Annotated in this window: 25 protein-coding genes and 1 pseudogene; 11 read left to right on the forward strand and 15 right to left on the reverse strand. The window is 68.1% G+C overall.

Annotation, left to right across the window (positions count from 1 at the left end; all coding sequences use genetic code 11):
* Positions 1–141: 141 nt before the first annotated feature.
* The gene (locus SSPN_RS0128775; RefSeq protein WP_010311850.1) at positions 142–942 is read left to right on the forward strand and encodes an exodeoxyribonuclease III; all 801 of its coding nucleotides are present in this window, start codon (positions 142–144) and stop codon (positions 940–942) included.
* Positions 943–1,101: 159 nt separating this feature from the next.
* On the opposite strand, the gene SSPN_RS0128780 is transcribed toward SSPN_RS0128775, so the two are convergent.
* A complete protein-coding gene (locus tag SSPN_RS0128780; RefSeq protein WP_029535805.1) occupies positions 1,102–2,031 on the reverse strand; it encodes a glycoside hydrolase family 16 protein in 930 nt (309 codons plus the stop codon).
* A 215-nt stretch (positions 2,032–2,246) separates the two neighbouring features.
* Entirely contained in the window at positions 2,247–2,747 is a 501-nt protein-coding gene (locus tag SSPN_RS0128785) for an Lrp/AsnC family transcriptional regulator (RefSeq protein WP_010311855.1), read from the reverse strand.
* 105 nt (positions 2,748–2,852) lie between these two features.
* Here SSPN_RS0128785 and pdhA point away from each other — a divergent pair, with 105 nt between their 5' ends.
* The 3 genes from pdhA to SSPN_RS0128800 are packed head-to-tail and all read left to right on the forward strand — an operon-like array spanning position 2,853 to position 6,270.
* Positions 2,853–3,905 (forward strand): pyruvate dehydrogenase (acetyl-transferring) E1 component subunit alpha, encoded by a 1,053-nt coding sequence (gene pdhA, locus SSPN_RS46325; protein WP_010311857.1) that lies wholly within the window; start codon positions 2,853–2,855, stop codon positions 3,903–3,905.
* Entirely contained in the window at positions 3,905–4,933 is a 1,029-nt protein-coding gene (locus SSPN_RS0128795) for an alpha-ketoacid dehydrogenase subunit beta (protein WP_010311859.1), read from the forward strand. The genes pdhA and SSPN_RS0128795 overlap by 1 nt, the downstream gene beginning before the upstream one ends.
* Positions 4,930–6,270, forward strand: coding sequence for a dihydrolipoamide acetyltransferase family protein (locus SSPN_RS0128800; protein ID WP_010311861.1), 1,341 nt, complete (start codon positions 4,930–4,932; stop codon positions 6,268–6,270). The genes SSPN_RS0128795 and SSPN_RS0128800 overlap by 4 nt, the downstream gene beginning before the upstream one ends.
* A gap of 246 nt (positions 6,271–6,516) precedes the next feature.
* Here SSPN_RS0128800 and SSPN_RS0128805 read toward each other — a convergent pair whose 3' ends face one another.
* A complete protein-coding gene (locus SSPN_RS0128805) occupies positions 6,517–7,179 on the reverse strand; it encodes a hypothetical protein (RefSeq protein ID WP_010311863.1) in 663 nt (220 codons plus the stop codon).
* Positions 7,180–7,481: 302 nt separating this feature from the next.
* On the opposite strand from SSPN_RS0128805, the gene SSPN_RS0128810 reads away from it, so the two are divergent.
* Genes SSPN_RS0128810 through SSPN_RS0128820 form a run of 3 tightly spaced genes read left to right on the forward strand, consistent with a single transcriptional unit; the run spans position 7,482 to position 9,909 of the window.
* Positions 7,482–8,438: an ATP-binding cassette domain-containing protein gene (locus SSPN_RS0128810; RefSeq protein ID WP_029535807.1), complete on the forward strand. Its 957-nt coding sequence runs from the start codon at positions 7,482–7,484 to the stop codon at positions 8,436–8,438.
* Between the two features lie 24 nt (positions 8,439–8,462).
* Positions 8,463–9,203: an ABC transporter permease gene (locus SSPN_RS0128815; protein WP_010311866.1), complete on the forward strand. Its 741-nt coding sequence runs from the start codon at positions 8,463–8,465 to the stop codon at positions 9,201–9,203.
* A 46-nt stretch (positions 9,204–9,249) separates the two neighbouring features.
* A complete protein-coding gene (locus SSPN_RS0128820) occupies positions 9,250–9,909 on the forward strand; it encodes a GntR family transcriptional regulator (RefSeq protein WP_010311869.1) in 660 nt (219 codons plus the stop codon).
* Positions 9,910–10,048: 139 nt separating this feature from the next.
* Here the strand turns inward: SSPN_RS0128820 and SSPN_RS46330 are convergent.
* From SSPN_RS46330 to SSPN_RS0128835, 3 genes and pseudogenes are all read right to left on the reverse strand, one after another.
* Positions 10,049–10,639: pseudogene (locus SSPN_RS46330) on the reverse strand (thiolase family protein); the annotation flags it as partial.
* Positions 10,640–10,786: 147 nt separating this feature from the next.
* Positions 10,787–11,431: a CoA transferase subunit B gene (locus SSPN_RS0128830; protein WP_010311873.1), complete on the reverse strand. Its 645-nt coding sequence runs from the start codon at positions 11,429–11,431 to the stop codon at positions 10,787–10,789.
* A 9-nt stretch (positions 11,432–11,440) separates the two neighbouring features.
* Positions 11,441–12,154, reverse strand: a complete 714-nt coding sequence (locus tag SSPN_RS0128835) for a CoA transferase subunit A (RefSeq protein WP_010311875.1) — start codon at positions 12,152–12,154, stop codon at positions 11,441–11,443.
* A 156-nt stretch (positions 12,155–12,310) separates the two neighbouring features.
* On the opposite strand from SSPN_RS0128835, the gene SSPN_RS0128840 reads away from it, so the two are divergent.
* Positions 12,311–13,096 carry an IclR family transcriptional regulator gene (locus SSPN_RS0128840; protein ID WP_044575067.1) on the forward strand — a complete coding sequence of 262 codons (786 nt, stop codon included), beginning with the start codon at positions 12,311–12,313 and terminating at the stop codon, positions 13,094–13,096.
* Positions 13,097–13,307: 211 nt separating this feature from the next.
* Here SSPN_RS0128840 and SSPN_RS57155 read toward each other — a convergent pair whose 3' ends face one another.
* The 3 genes from SSPN_RS57155 to SSPN_RS55595 all read right to left on the reverse strand — a co-directional run bounded on the left by SSPN_RS57155 (position 13,308) and on the right by SSPN_RS55595 (position 14,644).
* Positions 13,308–13,463 (reverse strand): NUDIX hydrolase, encoded by a 156-nt coding sequence (locus tag SSPN_RS57155; protein ID WP_158309664.1) that lies wholly within the window; start codon positions 13,461–13,463, stop codon positions 13,308–13,310.
* 66 nt (positions 13,464–13,529) lie between these two features.
* On the reverse strand, positions 13,530–14,294 hold the full coding sequence (gene hemC / locus SSPN_RS46335; RefSeq protein ID WP_010311880.1) for a hydroxymethylbilane synthase: 765 nt from the start codon (positions 14,292–14,294) through the stop codon (positions 13,530–13,532).
* Entirely contained in the window at positions 14,291–14,644 is a 354-nt protein-coding gene (locus SSPN_RS55595) for a hypothetical protein (RefSeq protein ID WP_143539659.1), read from the reverse strand. Before SSPN_RS55595 ends, hemC begins: the two co-directional genes overlap by 4 nt.
* 254 nt (positions 14,645–14,898) lie before the next feature.
* Between SSPN_RS55595 and SSPN_RS46340 the strand changes: the two genes are divergently transcribed.
* Entirely contained in the window at positions 14,899–16,347 is a 1,449-nt protein-coding gene (locus SSPN_RS46340; RefSeq protein WP_101376795.1) for a helix-turn-helix domain-containing protein, read from the forward strand.
* Between the two features lie 137 nt (positions 16,348–16,484).
* Here SSPN_RS46340 and SSPN_RS0128865 read toward each other — a convergent pair whose 3' ends face one another.
* The 3 genes from SSPN_RS0128865 to SSPN_RS46345 form a co-directional block, all read right to left on the reverse strand.
* Entirely contained in the window at positions 16,485–16,904 is a 420-nt protein-coding gene (locus SSPN_RS0128865; protein WP_010311885.1) for a CAP domain-containing protein, read from the reverse strand.
* A gap of 417 nt (positions 16,905–17,321) precedes the next feature.
* Positions 17,322–17,486, reverse strand: coding sequence for a hypothetical protein (locus SSPN_RS57160; protein WP_010311886.1), 165 nt, complete (start codon positions 17,484–17,486; stop codon positions 17,322–17,324).
* 150 nt (positions 17,487–17,636) lie between these two features.
* The gene (locus tag SSPN_RS46345) at positions 17,637–17,933 is read right to left on the reverse strand and encodes an SRPBCC family protein (RefSeq protein ID WP_010311887.1); all 297 of its coding nucleotides are present in this window, start codon (positions 17,931–17,933) and stop codon (positions 17,637–17,639) included.
* Between the two features lie 52 nt (positions 17,934–17,985).
* Here SSPN_RS46345 and SSPN_RS0128880 point away from each other — a divergent pair, with 52 nt between their 5' ends.
* Positions 17,986–18,474: an ArsR/SmtB family transcription factor gene (locus tag SSPN_RS0128880; RefSeq protein WP_010311888.1), complete on the forward strand. Its 489-nt coding sequence runs from the start codon at positions 17,986–17,988 to the stop codon at positions 18,472–18,474.
* Here SSPN_RS0128880 and SSPN_RS63020 read toward each other — a convergent pair.
* The 3 genes from SSPN_RS63020 to SSPN_RS0128890 form a co-directional block, all read right to left on the reverse strand.
* Positions 18,366–18,962, reverse strand: coding sequence for a DUF899 family protein (locus SSPN_RS63020; protein ID WP_083822158.1), 597 nt, complete (start codon positions 18,960–18,962; stop codon positions 18,366–18,368). The two genes, SSPN_RS0128880 and SSPN_RS63020, sit on opposite strands and share 109 nt — an antisense overlap.
* A gap of 329 nt (positions 18,963–19,291) precedes the next feature.
* Complete coding sequence (locus SSPN_RS0128885; RefSeq protein WP_010311890.1) at positions 19,292–19,510, reverse strand: hypothetical protein; 219 nt, start codon at positions 19,508–19,510, stop codon at positions 19,292–19,294.
* 26 nt (positions 19,511–19,536) lie between these two features.
* On the reverse strand, positions 19,537–20,109 hold the full coding sequence (locus SSPN_RS0128890) for a TetR/AcrR family transcriptional regulator (protein WP_029535810.1): 573 nt from the start codon (positions 20,107–20,109) through the stop codon (positions 19,537–19,539).
* A 78-nt stretch (positions 20,110–20,187) separates the two neighbouring features.
* Here SSPN_RS0128890 and SSPN_RS0128895 point away from each other — a divergent pair, with 78 nt between their 5' ends.
* Positions 20,188–20,682 (forward strand): FBP domain-containing protein, encoded by a 495-nt coding sequence (locus SSPN_RS0128895; RefSeq protein ID WP_010311892.1) that lies wholly within the window; start codon positions 20,188–20,190, stop codon positions 20,680–20,682.
* Positions 20,683–20,766 lie beyond the last annotated feature (84 nt).

A 20,766-nucleotide genomic window follows, 5' to 3' on the forward strand; every position in this document is an offset into this window, starting at 1 on the left:
GCTCGCGTTCCGCTGTGTGAAGCGAACGGACTGTTCGCGTCAATAGAAGCGGTGAACAGTCCGTTCGCCCCACCGATCCAGCTTCGCGCACGATGGGTGCCCCTCACCTAGGTGACGGGGTGGTGTGACAAGGTTCGGGTCATGCGGATCGCTTCCTGGAACGTCAACTCCGTCGGTGCCCGGTTGCCCAAGCTGCTCGACTGGCTGGGCACCGCTGAGCCGGACGTGCTGTGCGTGCAGGAGCTAAAGTGCGCCGCCGACGCCTTCCCCTTCGACGAGGTCGGCGAGCTCGGCTACGAGGTCGCCGCGCACGGCACCGGCCGCTGGAACGGCGTGGCCGTGCTGTCCCGGGTGGGCATCGACGAGGTGCGCCACGGGCTGCTCGACGAGCCGGGATTCCAGGTCGACGGTGCGATGTTCGAGACCCAGGAGCCCCGGGCGATCGGCGCGACCTGCGGCGGCGTCCGGGTGTGGTCCGTGTACGTCCCCAACGGCCGCGAAGTCGGCCATCCGCACTACGCCTACAAGCTGCGGTGGCTCGACGCACTGCGCGCCACCGTCATCGAGGAGATGGCCGCCGACCGGCCGTTCGCCGTGCTCGGCGACTTCAACATCGCCCCGACCGACGCCGATGTCTGGGACATCGCGGCCTTCGCCGACAGCACCCACGTCACGGAGGACGAGCGCAAAGCGCTTGCCGCGCTCGCGGAAACCGGCCTCGCCGAGGTCTATCCGCGGGCTCTGAAGTACGACATCCCGTTCACCTACTGGGACTACCGGGCGCTGCGCTTCCCGAACAACCAGGGCATGCGCATCGACCTGGTCTACGGCAACGAGAAGTTCACCGGCGCGGTCACCGATTCCTACGTGGACCGCGAAGCCCGCAAGGGCAAGGGCACCTCCGACCACGCCCCGGTGGTCGTCGACCTCGACGTGCCGTGATCGATCCCCAGCGCGATCCTCGATTGTCCGGTCCGCACAAGCCTGGACCCGAGCTCTCCACCGGCCCGCGCAGCGGAGCAGCTTGACGCCGAGTCCGCCGTCACCGGCGACGTGCTGGAGGCCGACGTCGGGCGACGGCATCGGCCTCCAGGTATTCGATCAGCGGTTGTAGACGGCCACGTAGTCGACCAGCATCGGGTGGCCGGGTTCGGTGGCCGGGTTGGGAGTCGTCGTACCCGAGTCGCCGTTCGGGAACGCTCCCCCCATCGCCACGTTGAGCAGCAGGAAGTAGCCCTCGTGCGAGGTCATGTTCTGCCAGGCCGCCGGGCTGATCTGGGACTCGCTCACCGAGTGGAACTGCTTGCCGTCGACGTACCAGCGCAGTTCCTCGGTGGGGCTGGTCCGGTCCCACTCGAAGCGGTAGGTGTGGAACCTCGCCTGGCAGGCCACGTCGGGGCAGGGGCGGCTGCCGCCGAGACCGGTCATCTCGTTGCACGACCCGCCGGGGGCGACATCGCAGTGCAGGACGCCGTGCGTCTCGTTCTTGCCGTTGACGTTCTCCATCACGTCGAACTCGCCGATGCTGGGCCAGTTCTGGTAGTTGCCGCGGTACGGCGACCCCAGCGCCCAGAACGCGGGCCAGTAGCCGAGCGCCGCCTCTCCGGCGACGTTGGACACCTGGAGGCGGGCCTCGATGCGGAGGACGCCGCCCGCAGCTGCTTTGAAGTCGGTCCGCTGCGTTTCGATCCGCGCCGAGGTCCAGTTCCCCGCGGCGTCGCGTCGCGGCGTGATCTTCAGGTTCCCGTCGCCGTCGTGGGCGAGGTTGGCCGGGTCGGAGGTGTAGGTCTGGATCTCCCCGGTGCCCCAGTTGGGCGGCCCGCCCGGGTAGGAGGTTCCGGTGTCGGTGATCCACTCTGATGACGGCCCCGCGCCGGCGGCCCCGGTGAAGTCGTCGCTGAAGGTCAGCGTCCAGCCTGCCTCCGGCGGCGGCACGTCGGCCGAAGCGGAGGGGACGGAGAATCCGACGATTGCCAGCCCGGCGGAAAGGGCAGCGGCGGCGATGCGGCGTCGTGTCAACCTGGTTCTCAAGTGTTCCTCCCGACGGTCCTTTACCTTCCAGTGAGCACCCCCCGAGGGACCTGTGATCTCGATCACGGTATCCGCTACCATGAAAACGTTTGGGCTCACAACAAACAACCGGCAAACGCACCATTCCCCTGCGAAGGGCAGAGCAACGCTTTCTCGGCGTTCCCAGATTCCCAGGCGCGCCAGAAACCCGTCCGACGCCTCGCACCTCCGGCGATTCAGGGGTGTTCGGGTTCGAATTCGTCGAAGATCAGCCACGTGTGGCAGGTCCGGACGCCTGGCAGCGACTGGATGTGGTCGAAGACCAGGTTCCGCAGGGACAGGTTGTCCTCGGTGCGGACCAGGACCACGAAGTCGAAATCCCCCGCCACCAGAGCCACGTGTTCGACGCCGGCGATCGCGGCTAGCCGCCTGGACACCTCGGGCCAGGTGCCCTGCTCGATCGACAGGCCGATGAACGCCGCGGTGCCCCGGCCCGTCTTTGCCGGGTCGACCCGGGCGTGGAAGCCCGTGATCACGCCGTCGTCGATCAGCCGCTCTACCCGGCTGTGCGCGCTGGTGCGGGAGATGTTCACCTGCTCCGCCAGGGTGCGGATGGACATCCGCCCGTCGCGGCCGAGCTCCGCGACGATGCGCGCGTCGATCTCGTCCAGCGCCGGAGCCGATCGTCCGGCCCGGCCGCCACGCGAATCGATCCTGATGGACGTTTGGTCAGCCATTGTGCTTCCTCGATGCCATTCGTTCCGATTATCTCTGGATGACTTGTATCACGTGACCACCCTGGCCGACCATCTCAAGCCATACGTCCTGAGGAGGTGTCGGCCGTGGAATGGCTTCCGTCGAGCAGCCCGGTGCGACTGCTGGAGCAACCCGATCCGAACTACGCGCTGCCGGAGCCGTCCCGGCTGCTGGCCACGTACCGGGCGATGGTGATCGGCCGCCGGTTCGATGCGCAGGCCACCACGCTCACCAAACAGGGCCGGCTCGCGGTCTACCCCTCCTCGCGAGGCCAGGAGGCCTGCCAGGTCGGCGCGGCGCTGAGCATCGGCACCGATGACTGGCTGTTCCCGACCTACCGGGATTCGGTCTCGCTGGTGAGCCGGGGAATCGACCCGGTCGAGGTGCTGACGCTGCTACGCGGGGACTGGCACTGCGGATATGACGTGCCGTCCACCCGGACCGCGCCGCAGTGCACCCCGCTGGCCACGCAGACCCTGCACGCGGTCGGCCTGGCCCACGGCGAGTCCCGCAAGGGCAACGACACGGTGGCGATGGCGCTGCTCGGCGACGGCGCCACCAGTGAAGGCGATTTCCACGAGGCGCTCAACTTCGCCGCGGTGTTCCGCGCCCCGGTGGTCTTCTTCGTGCAGAACAACGGCTACGCCATCAGCGTCCCGCTCGCCAAGCAGTCCGCCGCACCTTCCCTGGCGCACAAGGGCATCGGCTACGGCGTCCGCAGCGAGCAGGTCGACGGCAACGACGCCGCCGCAGTCCTGTCCGTTTTGGACAGTGCGGTGGCGCACGCCCGCGCGGGGAACGGGCCTTTCCTGGTCGAGGCGCACACGTACCGGATGGAGCCGCACACCAACGCCGACGACGCGGCGAGGTACCGATCGCCTGAGGAAGTCGAGCATTGGCAGCAGCGGGACCCGATCAGCCTCCTGGAACGCCATCTGCGCGCAGGCGGCCACCTCGACGATGCGACGGCAGAGCGGATCGCCGGGGAAGCCGAGGAGTTCGCGGCGCGGGTGCGCACGCGTATGCAGGAGGAGCCGGAGGTCGATCCCGAGGACCTCTTCCGGCACGTCTATGCCGAACCGACCCCGCAGCTGCTAGAGCAGCTCGCCCAGCTCCGGACCGAACAGGAGGCGCTGTAGTGGCACCGACCAGCATGGCGCAGGCGCTCAACGCCGCGTTGCGCGACGCCATCGCAGAGGACGAGCGGGTGATGGTCTTCGGCGAGGACGTCGGGCGGCTCGGCGGCGTCTTCCGGATCACCGACGGCCTGCAGGCCTCGTTCGGCGAGGACCGCTGCTTCGACACCCCGCTGGCCGAATCGGGCATCGCCGGGTTCGCGGTGGGGATGGCCATGTCCGGGTTCCGCCCGGTGGTAGAGATGCAGTTCGACGCGTTCGCCTTCCCCGCATTCGAGCAGGTCGTCTCGCATATCGCGAAGATGCGCAACCGGACGCGGGGCGCGGTCGGCCTGCCGATCGTCATCCGGGTTCCGTTCGCGGGCGGCATCGGCGGCGTCGAGCACCACTGCGACTCCAGCGAGGCGTACTACGCGCACACCCCGGGGCTCAAGGTCGTCGCCCCGGCGACCGCCGCCGACGCCTACTCGATGTTGCGCGAGGCCATCGACGATCCCGACCCGGTGGTCTTCCTGGAAGCCAAGAAGCTCTACTGGTCCAAGCAGGACATCGAGCTGCCGACGACCACTGAGCCCATCGGGCGGGCCGCGATCCGCCGACCGGGCCGCGACGCCACGCTGATCGCCTACGGCCCCACCGTGCCGTTGGCCGTGTCGGCCGCCGAGGCGGCCGAGGAGGAGGGGTGGGACGTCCAGGTCGTCGACGCGCGGAGCCTGGTGCCGTTCGACGACGAGACGATCGCCGAAGCCGTGCGCGCCACCGGGCGCTGCGTGGTGCTGCAGGAAGCGCCGGGATTCGCCGGAGTAGCAGCGGAAATCGCCGCGCGGGTGCAGGAGCGCTGCTTCCACTCGCTGGCCTCGCCCGTGCTGCGCGTCGCGGGCTTCGACGTGCCGTACCCGCCGCCGAAGCTGGAGCACGTGCACCTGCCGGGTGTCGACCGGGTGCTCGACGCGCTGGCCCGGCTGCAGTGGGACGACCAGCCGGACACGAAGTGGCTCGACGGAGTCCGGAACCAGGAGGATGCCGCATGACCCGCTCCGCGGAGTTCGCGCTGCCCGACCTCGGCGAGGGCCTGACCGAGGCGGAGATCGTCCGCTGGCACGTCGAGGTCGGTGACCGGGTCGAGGCGGACCAGGTGGTCGTCGAGGTGGAGACCGCCAAAGCCGTCGTCGACGTGCCCTGCCCGCACGCGGGCGTGGTCGAGGCGCTGCACGGCGCGGCCGGTGAGGTGCTGGCCGTGGGTGCGCCGTTGACCACGATCGCCTGCGAAGATTCGGCTTACGAGGAGCACCGGACCGAGGAGCGTGCCGGTTCGGGCAACGTGCTCATCGGCTACGGCACCTCCAGCGCGCCGCCGCGCCGACGCCGACGCGCCCATCACACGTCGCGCACGGCGTCAGGTGCGGCGCACGATGGGTCACGCACTGCGCATGGCTCTTCGGCTGTCGTTTCCCACCCCGTGACCAGTGCGCCTGCTGCCGTGTCGCTCAACGACGGGCGCACGGAGCCATGCCCGAACCGCACCGGAGCTCCGCGCGTGCTCTCGCCGATCGTGCGTCGGCTCGCCCGGCAGCACGGCATTGATCTGTCCAATGTGGTCGGAACTGGACCGGGCGGCGTCATCCTGCGCCGCGACGTGGATTCCGCCGCGCGGCCCCAACCAGCCCAGCCGACGCAGCAGGAAGGCGAGCTCCGCACGCCGCTGCGCGGCCTGCGCGGGGTCGTCGCCGACAAGCTCACCCGCAGTCGCCGGGAGATCCCGGACGCCAGCACCTGGGTGGATGTCGACGCGACCCGCCTGCTGGAGGCCCGCGCGCTGCTCAAGCAGCGCAGCGGCATCAGCCTGCTGGCGCTGATCGCCCGCTTCTGCGTCGCTGGCCTGCAGCGGTTCCCGGAGCTCAACGCCTCGGTGGACACCGAACGCGACGAGATCGTCCAGTTCGGGCACATCAACCTCGGCTTCGCCGCGCAGACCCCGCGCGGACTGATGGTCCCGGTGGTCCGCGACGCCCACCGGATGAGCACGGCGCAGCTGTCCGAAGCGTTCGCGCACCGCACCGGACTGGCCCGCGAGGGCGACCTCGAGCCCAAGCACCTCACCGGCGGAACGTTCACGCTCAACAACTACGGCGTGTTCGGCGTGGACGGCTCCACCCCGATCATCAACCACCCGGAGGCCGCGATCCTGGGCGTCGGCCGGATCATCGACAAGCCGTGGGCCTTCGAGGGCGAACTGGCTCTGCGCAAGGTGACCCAGTTGTCCCTGACCTTCGACCACCGGGTCTGCGACGGAGGCACCGCAGGAGGCTTCCTCCGCTACGTCGCCGACTGCGTCGAGAACCCGATCACGGCACTGGCCGACCTCTGACAGTGAGCGCTTTGGGTGCGGTAGGGCGGGCTTTTGAACCCCGAAGACGCTTAGCCCACCCTCGCGGCTCGCACCGCCACGGGTTCCGAGACGTCGTCCGGCGACGACAGTCCCAGCGTGGCGGATTGGCACACAGAAGCCGGGGATCCCGGAGACCAGGCGGCGTCCGAGGTTCCGCTACCCGCACCGCCGCCCAGGAAGAGCCTGAAACAGCCCCTACGGCGCCCAAAAAGGTTCACCGGTCCATCACCCCTCTGCGGATTCAGCCGTGGCGTGGTCGTAGTAGGTGAGGGTGCCGCGGGCTCCGTGGAGGGCGAAGTCGGCCTCCGGGGTTGCCGGTTTCCCCGCCATCTCGATGATTTCGCGCATCGTCACGTTCACCAGGTCGTCGAGGGCTCGCCAGCGGGCCGCCGGGTCGGTGCGTTCCTGGGTCTCCGGGGCGAAGTCCGCCTCACACCGCCGCAGGCCCTCGCGCAGTTGCCGGATCAGCTTCATGAACGTGCCGTGACCTCGGCTGGGCACCAGGTCGTCGGCGCGGGACGCCAGCTGGCCGGCCATGTAGGCGATGTCATCGACGTGGTTGCCGAGCCACTTGCGGCGGCGGTAGATGCTGCCCAGCTCCGGCCACCGCTTGCGGGCCGCCTGCCGCGACCGGCCGGTGATCGCACTCAGGTCCGCGAGGCTCGCGCCCAGCCACACCGTCTCCTCCGCAGCCGAGGCAGCCTGCCGCCACGCCGCATCGGACATCAACTCCTCCGCCTCCAGCGCGGCGCGGAGCCTGCCGAGCGCGGCCACCCGGCGCTCCTGCTCGTCGCCGACGTCGCTGCCCTTCGGGCCCGGATCGATCGCCTCCACCGGTACCGCTACCGCCAGCTGGCGAACCAGCCGCTCGGCCTCTTCCGCTGACATGTCCAACCTCCTTGTGAACCTCGGGTTCACAGTACCACTGTAAACCTTTGGTTTACAGTCAAATTCCTTCGACGAATTCCCGAAATGTCCGCTGAACTGCGCATTCGTCCACGTGAAATCGTCCCGACGAGCCCGACTCGCTTAGAGTTTTCGCAGGTCAGAGCAAACATGAATGCGATGTTCACGTTTGACTGCCGGGCTTTCCCAGGCAAGGATCAGCCCATCTCCCAAAAGAACCCCTGACCTGGGGTTTCTTCGTCGTGCCCGCGCGCAGCGGGAACCCGGACAGCAAGGAGCCGATGATGATCCACGCCCGCGGACTGACCCGCCGGTTCATGGTCAAACGCCGACCGGTCGAGGCCGTGCGGGGCCTCGACCTCGACGTCGAACCCGGCCAGCTGGTCGCGTTCCTCGGGCCGAACGGAGCCGGGAAGTCGACCAGCCTGCGGATGCTGACCACGCTGCTGCCGCCGACCTCCGGAACGGCCGCCGTCGCCGGGCACGACATCGCCACCTCCCCCGGCGCGGTCCGCGCCCGCATCGGCTACGTCGGCCAGAAGAACAGCGCCGGCGACAACTACCGGGTCCGCGACGAACTGATCACCCAGGGCCGCGGCTACGGCATGACCCGCCACGACGCCCGACGCCGCGCCGACGAGGTCCTCGACCTGCTCGACCTGACCCCGCTGGCCGACCGCAAGCCCAACACGCTCTCCGGCGGGCAGCGCCGTCGCCTCGACATCGCGATGGGGCTGGTGAACCGCCCGGCACTGCTGTTCCTGGACGAGCCGTCCACCGGCCTCGACCCGCACAGCCGTGCCAACATCTGGGAACACGTGCTGCGGCTACGCGCGGAGCACCGCACGACGCTGCTGTTCACCACGCACTACCTCGACGAGGCCGACAGCATGGCCGAGCGGGTGGTGGTCATCGACCACGGCCGAGTCATCGCCGACGGCACGGCGCAGCAGCTCAAGGCGGATCTGGCCGGCGACCACATCAACATCACCGTCGCGCAGCCCGACGCGGCACCGGCAGCGGAGGCGGCGGCCCGGATCGCCTCCCCCGACGCCGTCACCCTCGACGGCCCGTCGATCAAGGTCCGGGTGCCGCGCGCCGACTCCGCGCTGCCGGAATACCTGCGCGCCTTCGAGGAAGCCGGGATCAAGGCAATCGCGGCCGAAACCGCACGCCCCACCTTGGACGACGTCTTCCTCGCACTCACCGGCCGAAGCCTCCGCGAAGCCGAAGAATCCTGAAATCCCAATGAAAAGGACCGATCGATGCACTTCTTCCGCGACACCGCAACGGTTTTCAGCCGGGAGATCACCCCGACGCTGCGCGCGCCGGTGGCGATCCTGTTCAGCATGGCTCAGCCGCTGCTGTTCCTGTTCCTGTTCGGCCCGCTGCTGGCCGGCACCTCCGGGCTCGACACCTCGCCGTGGCAGTGGTTCGTGCCGGGCATCCTGGTGATGATGTGCCTGTTCGGCCCGATGATGGCCGGCTACCACCTGCTGGTCGAGCTCGGCGGCGGTTCGATGGAGCGCATGCTGGTGACGCCGATGAACCGCTCCGTCGGCCGCACTCTGAAGGAGTTCGCCCTGCTGCTGGTGCAGGCGGTGCTGCTCATCGCCCTGTCCGTACCGCTGGGTTTCCAGCTGCACGCCACCGGGGTGCTGGCCGGGCTGGCGCTGCTGCTGTTGTTCGGCGTCGGACTCGGCTCGCTATCGTACGTGCTGGCGATCGCCTCGCACCCGGGCGGCGAGCTGTTCTACGCGGTCACGCAACTCGTGCTGTTCCCGTTGATGCTGCTGTCCGGTGTGCTGCTGCCGATGGACTTCGGCCCGGCGTGGTTGCAGGTCGCCGCGCAGTTCAACCCGGTCTCGCACATCGCCGAAGCCGAGCGGGCGCTGTTCTCCGGCCAACTCCTGGACCCGTCGGTGCTGCACGGGATCATCGCGGCCGCAGCGATCGCCGCGGTCGGCCTCTGGTCTGGCACTCGTGCGATGAGGTGCGGCATCTGAGCCCTCCTCGCATAGGCTGGGGGCAGCGACCTCAGGAGGAGGAAACGTGTCGGTCACCGATGAGCAAGCCGCGGATGCCCGCGTTCCCCTGCGCGACCAGGTGCGCGAGGAGTTGCAGGCCCGCATCTCCGACGGCCGGCTTCGCCCCGGTGACCGGATCTTCGAGCAGGACCTCGCCGCCGAACTCGGGATCTCCCGGGTTCCGGTGCGCGAGGCCATCCGGATGCTGCAGAGCGAGGGCTTCGTCGACGTGCTGCCGCGCCGACGTGGTGTGTTCGTCCGCGGGCTGGACCGCCAGCAAGCCAAGGAGCTGTTCGAGGTGCGCGAGGCCCTTGAGGTCTACGCCGCGCGCCTGGCCGCTGAGCGGGCCGAGCCCGCGGAGGTGGCACAGCTGGCCGATCTGGCCCGCCGGGCGCGGGAGGCGCACGAAGCCGGCGACGTCGACACGATGTCCAGCTCCAACGCGTCCTTCCACGACAAGCTGGTCTCGCTCGCGGGCAACGAATTGATGGCATCGATCCTGGAACCGCTGCACGGTCGGCTGGCGTGGTTGTTCCGGATGAACCTCGAGCCCGAGCGGGTCTGCACCGAGCACGAGCAGCTCCAGTCCGCGATCGCCGCCGGCGACGTCGACCAGGCCGCCGCGGTCGCGCGACAGCACGTCCTGTCCAGCCAGCGAATGGTCCTGGAACGGATGCTGCCCTGACCGCTCGGGCTTTGCGGCGCCTTGATCGGCGCGCCACATTCGCGGAGCTCAGTGCGCGGACAACCCGCGCGGCGGCAAGCGATCCGCCCTGGAGCGCGCAACCGGGTTGGAGCCCGGTTGCGCGCCTACGAACCCGATGTCAGGCCTTGGGGACGTGCAGGATCAGGGCATCGCCCTGGCCCCCGCCGCCGCACAGCGCCGCCGCACCGATGCCACCACCACGCCGCTTGAGCTCCAACGCCAGATGCAACCCCAACCGCGCACCCGACATGCCGATCGGGTGACCCAACGCGATCGCACCACCGTTGACGTTGACCCTCTCCTCACCCACACCCAACGCACGAGCGGACACGATCCCCACCGCCGCGAACGCCTCGTTGATCTCCACCAGATCCAGACCCGCCACGTCGACCCCCTCCTTCACACACGCGGCCTTGATCGCATTCGACGGCTGCTCGTGCAAGCTCGCATCCGGACCCGCGACGACACCATGCGCACCGATCTCGGCCAACCAGCTCAACCCCAGCTCCTCAGCCCGGGCCTTGCTCATCACCACGACCGCCGCCGCACCATCGGAAATCTGCGACGCCGAACCCGCCGTGATCGTGCCATCCGCAGCAAACGCCGGACGCAACTTCGCCAACGTCTCAACCGTGGTACCGGCACGAATGCCCTCATCGGCATCCACCACCAACGGATCACCCTTACGACGCGGCACCTCAACCCGCGCACCCGCCACGATCACAGAACTACCGGTCGTTCGTGCTCTTTCCATTGGTCCACTCCCAAAATCTGTACGTCGCGTCCGAAAGCTGCTACGTCTGCTCGGGATTGACGCCCGGGTCACCGGCGAGACCGACGCCGATGCTCGTGAGCATCACCGCGTCGCAACCGGTTCCAGGATCGGGGCGGCGGTCTTGTCCCGGACCTCGCTTTCGGTGATGCCGGGGGCGAGTGAAACCAGGCGGAGCCCCTCCGCGGTCACGTCGAGCACCGCCAGGTCCGTGACGATCCGGTCGACCACGCCGGCACCGGTCAGCGGCAGCGTGCACCGCTGGACTATCTTCGGGGTGCCGTCCTTGGCCACGTGATCGGTGAGCACGACGATCTTGCGGGCACCGACGACCAGGTCCATCGCACCGCCCATGCCCTTCACCAGGGCACCGGGGATCGTCCAGTTCGCCAGATCGCCGTCCTCGCTCACCTGGAGGGCGCCCAGGATGGCGATGTCGATGTGCCCGCCGCGCATCATCGCGAACGACTCCGCCGAATCGAAGTAGCTCGCGCCGGGATTGACCGTGACGGTCTGCTTCCCGGCGTTGATGAGGTCGGCGTCTTCCTCCCCCTCGAAGGGGAAGGGCCCCAGGCCCAGGATGCCGTTCTCGCTCTGCAGCGTCACCTGCACGCCGTCCGGGATGTGGTTGGCGACCAGCGTCGGGATGCCGATCCCGAGGTTGACGTAGTCGCCGTCGTGGAGTTCGGCGGCGGCGATCGCCGCCATGTCGTCGCGAGTCCAGGTCATGGGTTGCTCCTAGTCGGCCAGGGCGGGGACGCGGGGCCGCACCGTGCGCTTCTCGATGTCCTTGATTCGGGGCCGGGCAAGGACCAGGCGGTCGACGTAGATGCCCGGGGTGATGACCCGTTCCGGGTCGAGGTACTCCTCGCTCAGGTGCTCGACCTCGACCACCGTCACCTTCCCGCTGGTCGCGACGACCGGGTTGAAGTTCCGCGCGCTCGCCCGGTAGACGAGGTTGCCGGCCGGGTCTGCGGTGTGGGCGTGCACGAGCGCCACGTCAGCGACGATCCCCCGCTCCTGGACGTAGGTCTGCCCATCGAACTCCGCCAACGGCTTGCCGTCGGCCACCGGGGTTCCGACGCCCGCGCGGGTGTAGAACGCCGCGATTCCCGCGCCGCCGGCCCGCAACCGCTCGGACAGCGTCCCCTGCGGCGCGAACTCCACGACCAGCGCCTTGTCCAGGTACTGCTGCGCGAACAGCTTGTTCTCACCCACGTAGGACGCGATCACCTTGGCCACCTGGCGGTTCTCGAGCAGCAGCCCGAGTCCCTTGCCGTCGACACCCATGTTGTTGGAGACCACCGTCAAGCCGGTGACCCTGCTGTCGCGGACGACCTCGATGAGGTCGCTCGGGATACCGCACAAGCCGAAGCCGCCGACGGCGATCGTCATTCCGTCTTCGAGCACATCGGCCAGTGCCTCCGCCGCACTCGAACGCAGCTTTGACAACTCATCACCTCTTCATCGGTCCGCTGGACGAACAGCAGCAGTAAAGGAGCAACCTCGTGTTCACCGCAACAAACAGGGACGAACGACGGCCGAACTGTTCGTCGGGTGACCATTGATCGACCTTGGGGTCCACTCAGTGGACGCTAGAGTGGAGGCATGAGCGCTAGCCCCAACGCCCATTTGATCGGCCGGGTCGGCTCGGTGCTCCGGGCGCTGTCCGCCGCCAACGAGGCGGGGGCGGCCACCAGCGAACTCGCCCGGGCCACCGACCTCCCCCGGCCGACCGTGCACCGCCTGCTCAGCTCCCTGGCGGATGAGGGGTTCGTCGACCGGGACCGGCGCACCGGCCGGTGGTTCCTGGGCCCCGAGTTGTACCTGCTGGGGCAGACGGCCGGCACCCGCTACGACGTGACGCATCACGCCCGCGCGAGCGTGCACCGGCTGGCGGCCAAGACCGGTGAAAGCGCGTTCTTCTCGGCTCTGCGAGGAGAGGAAACGGTGTGCCTGCTCCGCGAGGACGGCGACTTCCCGATCCGGTCCTTCGTGCTCTATGAGGGCGCCCGGTTCCCGCTCGGAGTCGTCTCCGCTGGCCTGGTCATCCTCGCCTTCCTCGACGACGCTGAGATCGACGCTTACCTGGAGCGGACCGACTTGACCAGCCGATGGGGCCAGACGCACGCCCCCGAGGAAGTGCACGCCCGCATCGCCCGCACCCGGCGCGACGGCTACTCCGTAAACCCTGGTCTGGTGGTCGAGGGGAGCTGGGGCATGGCGGCGGCGGTGTTCGACCGCGCGGGGCAGCCCGCGTGGGCCCTGACGCTGACCGGGATCGAGCCCCGCTTCCGCCCGGACCGGCAACCCGAACTCGGCGCCCTCCTCCTGCACGAGGCCCACACCCTCAGCCGAACGCTGGACGCCTCTCACCGCAAGACGCACCTTTGATCCGGAAACAGTAGAAGCCAGCACGGAACTCCGGCCCACTCGGCGCGCCCACCCCAATGGTCATGGCGTCAGATGGCACGTGTTGGTGGCAGGTGGTGGCCATATGTGTGTCCACGGGACACACGGTGTGGCCGGGTGGTGCCGGTGCCTGCCGTCTTGGGCCCGCTTGGCCGGTCTGGCACGGCAGTCTGGCACGGGCGCGTTTGCGGCTTCACTGTTGCTGGACGTAGACCGCGCTGGGCTGGTTGGACCGGAGGGCGGTGAGCCGGTCGGCTACGTCGGGGTGTAGCAGGCTCAACGCGTCGTCTGGGGTTGACCACTGCCAGGAGTCCAGTTCGGTCGCCCGCAAGCGAATCCGGCGTGACAAGATCCCGTCCGGCCGCGTCGAAGATCAGCCCGCGTGCCGTAGCTGGGTGCGCGGGCGGAATGCGCCTCACTTGCGGGTGGCGGTGATCAGGCGTCGCGCGCCTTGACGCAACAGGTCCCCAGCGACCCACGCGCCCAGGCTGGCCGGGTCGTCGGTCGGTCCCCAGCCGTGCGAGCGGACCCATTGGGAGCCATCCCGGTTGAACACCATCCCGAACAGCGAGAGTTGGCCGTCCGCCGTGGTGTGCGCATGCCCGGCAATGGGGCTGTTGCAGTGCCCGCGCAGCATGTGCAGCATGGTCCGCTCGGCGGTGATGTGGCGGGCGGTGTCCGGGTGGTTGATTTCGTCGAGTAGTCGCATGACCGGTTCGTCTGCTGTGCGGGCTTGTATCCCGATCACGGCCGAGCCCACGGCGGGCACCATCGCCGGGGTGTCTCCGTCGGCCCACGTGGTCGGCAACACTTCGGTGATCCGGTCGTCCAGGTTGATCCGCTGCAATCCCGTACGTGCCAACAGGATGGCGTCGTAGTCCCCGGCGTCCAGTTTCTTGATCCGGCTGTCAATGCCACCCCGCACCCGTTCGATGACCAGATCGGGCCGGTACAGGGCCAGTTGTGCGCGGCGGCGCACGGCGGACGTGCCGATTTTCGAGCCGGGTGGAAGGTCGGTCAGTTGACGGCTGTCGCAGGAGATCACGACATCGTGCACGTCGAATTCGCCCCACGCGTAGGACCCAACGATCACGGCCACATCGCCGCGATCGTCTTTCACGTGCTGAAACCGGAAACCTCGTGTGATCAAGGCTCGTAGTCCGTCGTCGATACTGTTCATCGGTGATCCTTACGCGTTTGTGGAACCAAGGGCACGGGCACATAGCGGCGGCGAGCCAACGGCAGGACAATGATTTCCGTCTTGTCCCGCTGAACAGGGATAGGGATTTCGTCCGTGGCGAATTCCCCGACGGCGTCCCGACCGGTATGCGGACGCTCGGTGTCCCGGCTGTGTACGGCATGCCGCCCTTCACGATCGCCGCTGGTTTCCTTCGCTATTCGCTGTATCAGCTCCGCCACGGTCAGCCGGTCCGGCGCGTCCGCCCCGCTGCCTCGGGTTCGCGCGCGGTGCGCGAGGAACACCAGGCCAAGCGCGCCGGCCATACCGAGTAGCACGAGTGCAGTCACCACCGCGGCCACCTGCCGTCGCATCGGGCCGGTGTCCGGCGTGAGTGGCTGATTCGCAAGCGCATCACGTACCGCCTTCCGTGCCGTGAGCTGAGAAGCGGGACTGGTGACCGGTAGGGACAACCACCTGTCCCGCCTACGGAGAAGGCAACCGTGTTGGCGTCGTGTTGGTAACCGTGTGTGTCGCACTGCCACACTGGCAGTCATGTGTGGCTACGCTGCGGGACCACAGTCAGCAGGTCGGGGACGGGAGCTGTATGGCACGGGAATCGACCGCGATTGTCGAACTACGTCACGCGCTTGGACAGCGTCTCGCCGCGTTCCGCAAGGCAGCCGAGCTAACGCAGTCCGACGTGGCTCGGCAGACGGCCTACCATCGTTCGACCATCGCTCATATCGAGACCGGTCGTGCGCGAGCTGACGAGCGGTTCTGGCAGGCAGCGGACGATTTGACCAGCGCGGACGGTGCGCTGGTCGCGGCATATCGTCACCTCGAAGCCAAGACCCATGAGCACGAGATACGCGCTCGACGGGCCGCGCTCACGCAGGCCTGTCGCCAGGCAGAGACGGCACCAGTACCCGTGCGCCGAGCGTCCGATGCCGGTCTTGTCTACTCCGCGTCGCTGGCCGCTACGGTGGATGCCGTAGCGGATCTAGGGAGGCACGATATGGAACGGCGACGTTTCCTCAGTGGCGCACTGTTCACCGTGGCCGCGTCGATCGCGCCTAGCCGTGACTGGCTGCTCGCGACGTTGGATGAGGCGGGCCAGACGGCACGCAAGATCGGCAGCAATCAGGTCGACGCTATCCGCCGCACGTTCGGCGTTTTTCAAGAGCTTGACGTGATGCGAGGCGGTGGCCATGCGCGTCACCAGCTCGCCGGGTACTTCACGTCACACCTCGTGCCCCTGCTGCGCTCGAACGACCCGAGTACGGGGAACGGGCGTGCCTTGTACGAATCAGCTGCCGAACAGCTTTACCTACTCGGGTGGATGGCGTTCGACAACGGCGAGCATTCCCTAGCCCAGCGATACCTGATCCAGTCGCTACGACTCGCGCAGGAGTGCGGACGGCCAGAGCTCGGCGCACACGTGCTCGCCGGTATGTCTGATCAGGCGACACTCACCGGAAGCCCCGACCAAGGCGCGCAACTCGCGAAGGCGGGACGCGCCGGTCTCGCCCGTGGGCACTCGCCCGCGTGCCTCGCCGATCTCTACGCGCTCGAAGCCCGTGCTGAAGCCGCGATGGGCAACGCGGAAGCGACCGCACGGAACGTAAGCCACTCCGAAAAGGCGTTCGCCAACGTCAACCATGATGAAGAACCGGCATGGGCGCGCTTCATTGACGTGGCGTACCTCAACGGCGAATACGCACACGCCTTCCGTGACCTACAGCGCCCGCGCGAGGCATCCGAGTTTGCCGGTCGGTCGATCGCAGACGCGAAACGGCAGGGCCGCGCCCGCCGTGGCTCGCTCGCGCACGCCGCGCAGGCTCGGGCGGCCTTGGACGCACACGACCTACAGGCGACCGCGTCAGCCGCAATCACGGCGGCCACACTCGGCGCAACCGTCCAGTCTTCGCGCTCGCTGGATGCCGTGAACGATCTCCGTATCCGGCTGCGCAAGCACCGCAAATCCCCGGCCGTCCGTGAATTCATGGAAGTGTCCAGCGTGCTCATGCCATCACTAGCGCCGGTCGGCGTCTAACCACCATCGCCGGCAACTGCTCGTGAGCTTTCGACGCCGTCGGAGGTCGTCGTCGAACGAGGCGGCTGCCAGCTTCTCCACTGGCGGCAACATCATCAGCGGCCGGTATGCCGCATGCCGGGCAGCCGCCGGGCGACTCAGCGTCCGAAGTCCTGCGTCCAGTAGTAGCCGTCGGTGTCGACGGCGACGCCGATGGTCTTGTTGGAGCAGTTGAGGATGTTGGCCTTGTGACCGTCGGACTTCATCCAGCCGTCCATGACCTCTTGTGCGGTCTGGTAGCCCATTGCGATGTTCTCGGCGCCCGGCGACGGGTAGCCGGCCTTCGAGATGCGCTGCGAGAAGGTCACACCGTCGGGGGTGGTGTGATCGAAGTAGGCCCGTTTGGCCATGTCGGCGCTGTGGGCCTTGGCGGACGCGGAGAGCCGGGAGTCCACCGAAACGGACTTGCAGCCGGCGTCGGCGCGCTTGTCATTCACGAGGTTGACGACCTGGTCTTCGACCGAGGAAGCCGCGCCCGCTGCGGGTGCCCATGCGGCGGCGGTTCCGATACCGATCAAGAGAGCAGTCAGGGCAGTTACGGAGCGTCGATAATTCGGGGGTTTCATGCCGTCGCAATGTACCCCATTAGATTGAGATCAAACTGTAACCTGTGGAAACAGTCACGCAACGTAGCACGGACAGTAATGGTGCAACCACTGAGCGGTTCAATCGCAGCCCACAGCCGCTCGACCGGTAGCAGAGTTCTCGATATATAGTCATACGCGCATATTTACATGCTTTTCGCGATGCCCTTCGCCATCGGAGCGGGGATCGGAACCACCGTGCTCTACAAAGCCAGGCTCGCCGACGTCGTCGTGACCGCTCCCGCTGCCCGCACGAGACGTCATCGCGCAAGCAGCCGCTCGGGGTGACGCGCGGCTCGCACTGGAACTCGCGCGTGTTGAAGCCCGCGACGGCCTGTAGTGGGTCTTCGATCAGGCTTTTGCCACGAACGCCCCGGCCGCGCTGTTCGCCTCGGCCGCGCTGTTCGCCTCGGCCGCGCTGTTCGCCTCGGCCGCGCTGTTCGCCTCGGCCGCGCTGTTCGCCTCGGCGATGTTGGCGACTTTCACCTTGGCCGTCGCATCGATGCTGATCCACAAGCGGAATCTGCCAGCATCACAGCGGAAACCCGGCAGGTGCGGACGTCCGAACGGGAGGCACCCACGGAAGACTTCCCGGCCGGTTGCCGATGCACTACTGGTCCGCAGGAGACATCGAGCGGCGGAAGTCGGGGAACCGTCTGGAGAGCGTCAGTCCGACGTTGCTTCGATTTCGGAAGTGCAGCGGCCCCTCCCAACCGATGCCGCCCCGTAGCAACCCGTGTCGGGGTCGGTGCGGAAGACGTCCGCGACCGCGGCGTGCTCCAATTCCAGCAGCGTGGCGTCCGAGCCTTCCGGCACCAAGCGGATCTCGACCTGGTCGTGGCGCCCACCGCCGGGCGGAATCCATTGCAGCCCCAGCAGTCTCGGCGGCTCGCAACGGAGGATCTCGCCGTTCGCGTTGCCCTCCAGACCGTAGTGCCCGCCTTCGCGCAGGTCACCAGACACGGGCGGAATTATCAAGATTGAATTATATAAGCTGGTCGCATAGACTTTGTCCGTGCACGCGTTCGACGTACTCGGCGATCCGGTTCGTCGCCGGATCTTGGATCTGCTGGCCGACGGCGAGCTGGCCGCGGGTCAGATCAGCACTGTCGTGCAGGAGGAGTTCGGCATTTCCCAGCCGGGGGTGTCGCAGCATCTGCGTGTCCTGCGTGAGAACGGGTTCGCCACAGTCCGGGCGGAGGGGACGCGGCGCCTGTACGCCGTTGACGCCACTCCGCTGAAGGATGTCGACATGTGGCTGGAGCGGTACCGAGGGTTCTGGAACGAACGGCTCGACACTCTCGGGACCGAGCTCACACAGGGCGCGCGCCAGCGCCGCATGCAGCAGGAACGCGAAACCGAGGCCGCAGCCGAGGCCGCGGATGACGGCGGTGATCAGTCCTCCCGTAAGCCCGGCAAGTCCGGTGTGTCTGGTGACGCCGAGCCGCGCCGACGCACGCCAAGTCGTCGCCCCGGACGAACGGAATCCCGCAAGCCACGCTGACCGGTCAGGAGTGGGCGTCCGGGATGTAGTCGTTGCTGGCCGTACCAGTCGCCCCGGCCGCCGGGGAGGTCCAGCACCTGCCACACCGGCGACAGCAGATCGATGCCGCGCTCGGACTGGCGCGGCGAGAGGTCCGGGCGACCGCTGTAGAAGTAGCGCACCAGCGCATCCTCCCGGACGAACACCGACACCCCCGGAGCCTGCGCGCGCTCCTCGTTCTCGGCTCCGAAGTCGCGGTTGAATGTCGTGCCAGCTGACGCCGACCGTGCCAGTCCCGGCGGCGCCACCACGAGCGCGGGTCCGCCAGCGGCGCCTTGAGGCGACCACCTCAAACGCGGTGTGCTGCGCCAAGTGCGCGGCCACACCCCGAAACGCTCCCTATCCTGATCAGGTGTACGCCTATCCCCTTCCGCTGCGCGGGGCAGACGGAGGGGTCTCAACGACGTCGCTATCCGCTGGTGAAGCGAGATCGCCTGCCACCACTGCATGAGGCGTCATGATGTTGATTCCTCCTCCTCACAGGAAAGCCGCGTGGTGTTTCGACCGTGCGGCCGAGAATTGGCTCGCCTGGCAGCAAACGCCGTGGGCACGCAGGCGGAGCCTTGTCGCTCATCGCGCCCGATCCCGCGATGGACGTCCTCGCTGCGGCAGTCCGGGACGCCGAAACCGCTGGCAGGGACTGGAAATGCTCGAGGCGCCAACCCGCCGTTCGGTCGCGGTCGGCGAGTTGATGCATCGGCACGAAGCGCGCCGAGTGGGGCTTCCTGGCCGTGCAGTCGATGATCACCGAGTCCGAGATCCCCGATGCCGACCAGCGCTACGAGTTCCGGGCGGCGACGAGACGGTCACGATCGAGGTCCAGGACGGGTAGGTGTCGTTCCAGCAAGTCAGCGGCGCCGAACCGGATCTCGTCGTCAAATGCGCCGACATGTTCATCTGGGTCGGCGCCCGGATGCTGGCCCTGCTCGAAGCGATTGCCACCGGGCGACGTCTCGATCAAGGGCGAGTCGGACGCGATCAACCGCTGCATCCGCATGCTCGGCCTCGACTGGCTGGCACGAATCACGAAGCGGGCGGCCAGTTCCGGAGGACGGCGTCGAGGGCGTCCAAGGCCCTGGACCAGGAGGCGTCCGCCTCGCGCGGGTGGTGGCGGAACCCGCCCGCCGCCTCCAAGCTCACGTACCCGCTGAAGACGCTGCCCAGCAGCCGCACGGCATCCGTCTGGTCGGGCTCCGACAGGTCGTAGCCGCGCAGGATCGCCCGCGTCATCTCCGAGTGCCGACGCGCCGCACTGGCTGCCGCCGTCTCCGCGTCGAGCTCGATCTGCGCTGCCGCGAACCTCCCCGGGTGCTCGTTGGCGTAATCGCGGTAGGCGTTGGCGAAGGCGACGAGGGCGTCCTTGCCCGCGCGACCGGCCAGCGCGCCGGCGGCCCGGTCGGCGAGCTCCGCCAGGGCGAGCGCCGCCACCCCGGCCTTCAGATCCTGCACGTTCCTGATGTGCGAATACAGGCTCGCGTCCTGGACGCCGAATCGGCGCGCGAGCGCCGAAACGGTCACGTTCGCGAAGCCGACCTCGTCGGCCAGTTCCGCCGCAGCCCGGGTCAGGCGTTCGGCGTTCAACCCCGCGCGTGCCATCCGCACCCCTTTCCTAGGGCTCCTAGGTTACAACTAAATGATTCGTGGTAAAACTCTAGAAGGGGTAGCTTCATATTTATGAGGCCTGCTACCGAGCGCGACATCCGCGCATCGTTCGTCAACTGCACCAAAGGCGAGGCCAAACGCCTGCCCGTCCCCCGGGACCTGGCCGCGCAACCGTGGGACGACCTGGACTTCTTCGGGTGGCGGGATCCCGCCGCGCCGCAGCGGGCCTACCTCGTCACCGAGTCCGGCGACGGGTTGGTGGGCGTCGCGCTGCGGCTGGCTGCGCCGCATGCCAGACATCTGCGGCGCAGCATGTGCTCGCTGTGCCTGACCACGCACACCGGAGACGGCGTCTCGCTGATGACCGCCCGCAGGGCTGGGCGGGCCGGGCAACAGGGCAACTCCGTCGGCTCCTACATCTGCACCGACCTGGCCTGCTCGCTCTACCTGCGCGGAAAGAAGGAAGTCGCCTCCGGCGAGCGGCTCCACGAGTCGCTCACGTTGGCGGAGAAGGTCGAGCGGACCACGGCCAACCTGACCGGATTCCTGAACAAAGTGGTCGGGTGACCGCGTTCCGGGCTTCGGCACCCCGTCGGACCGGGCCGTAGGGCGGCTGACGCTCAACGTCATCCGGGACGGACTCTCCCGAAT

The sequence above is a fragment of the Saccharopolyspora spinosa NRRL 18395 genome, from assembly GCF_000194155.1.
Taxonomy (GTDB): domain Bacteria; phylum Actinomycetota; class Actinomycetes; order Mycobacteriales; family Pseudonocardiaceae; genus Saccharopolyspora; species Saccharopolyspora spinosa.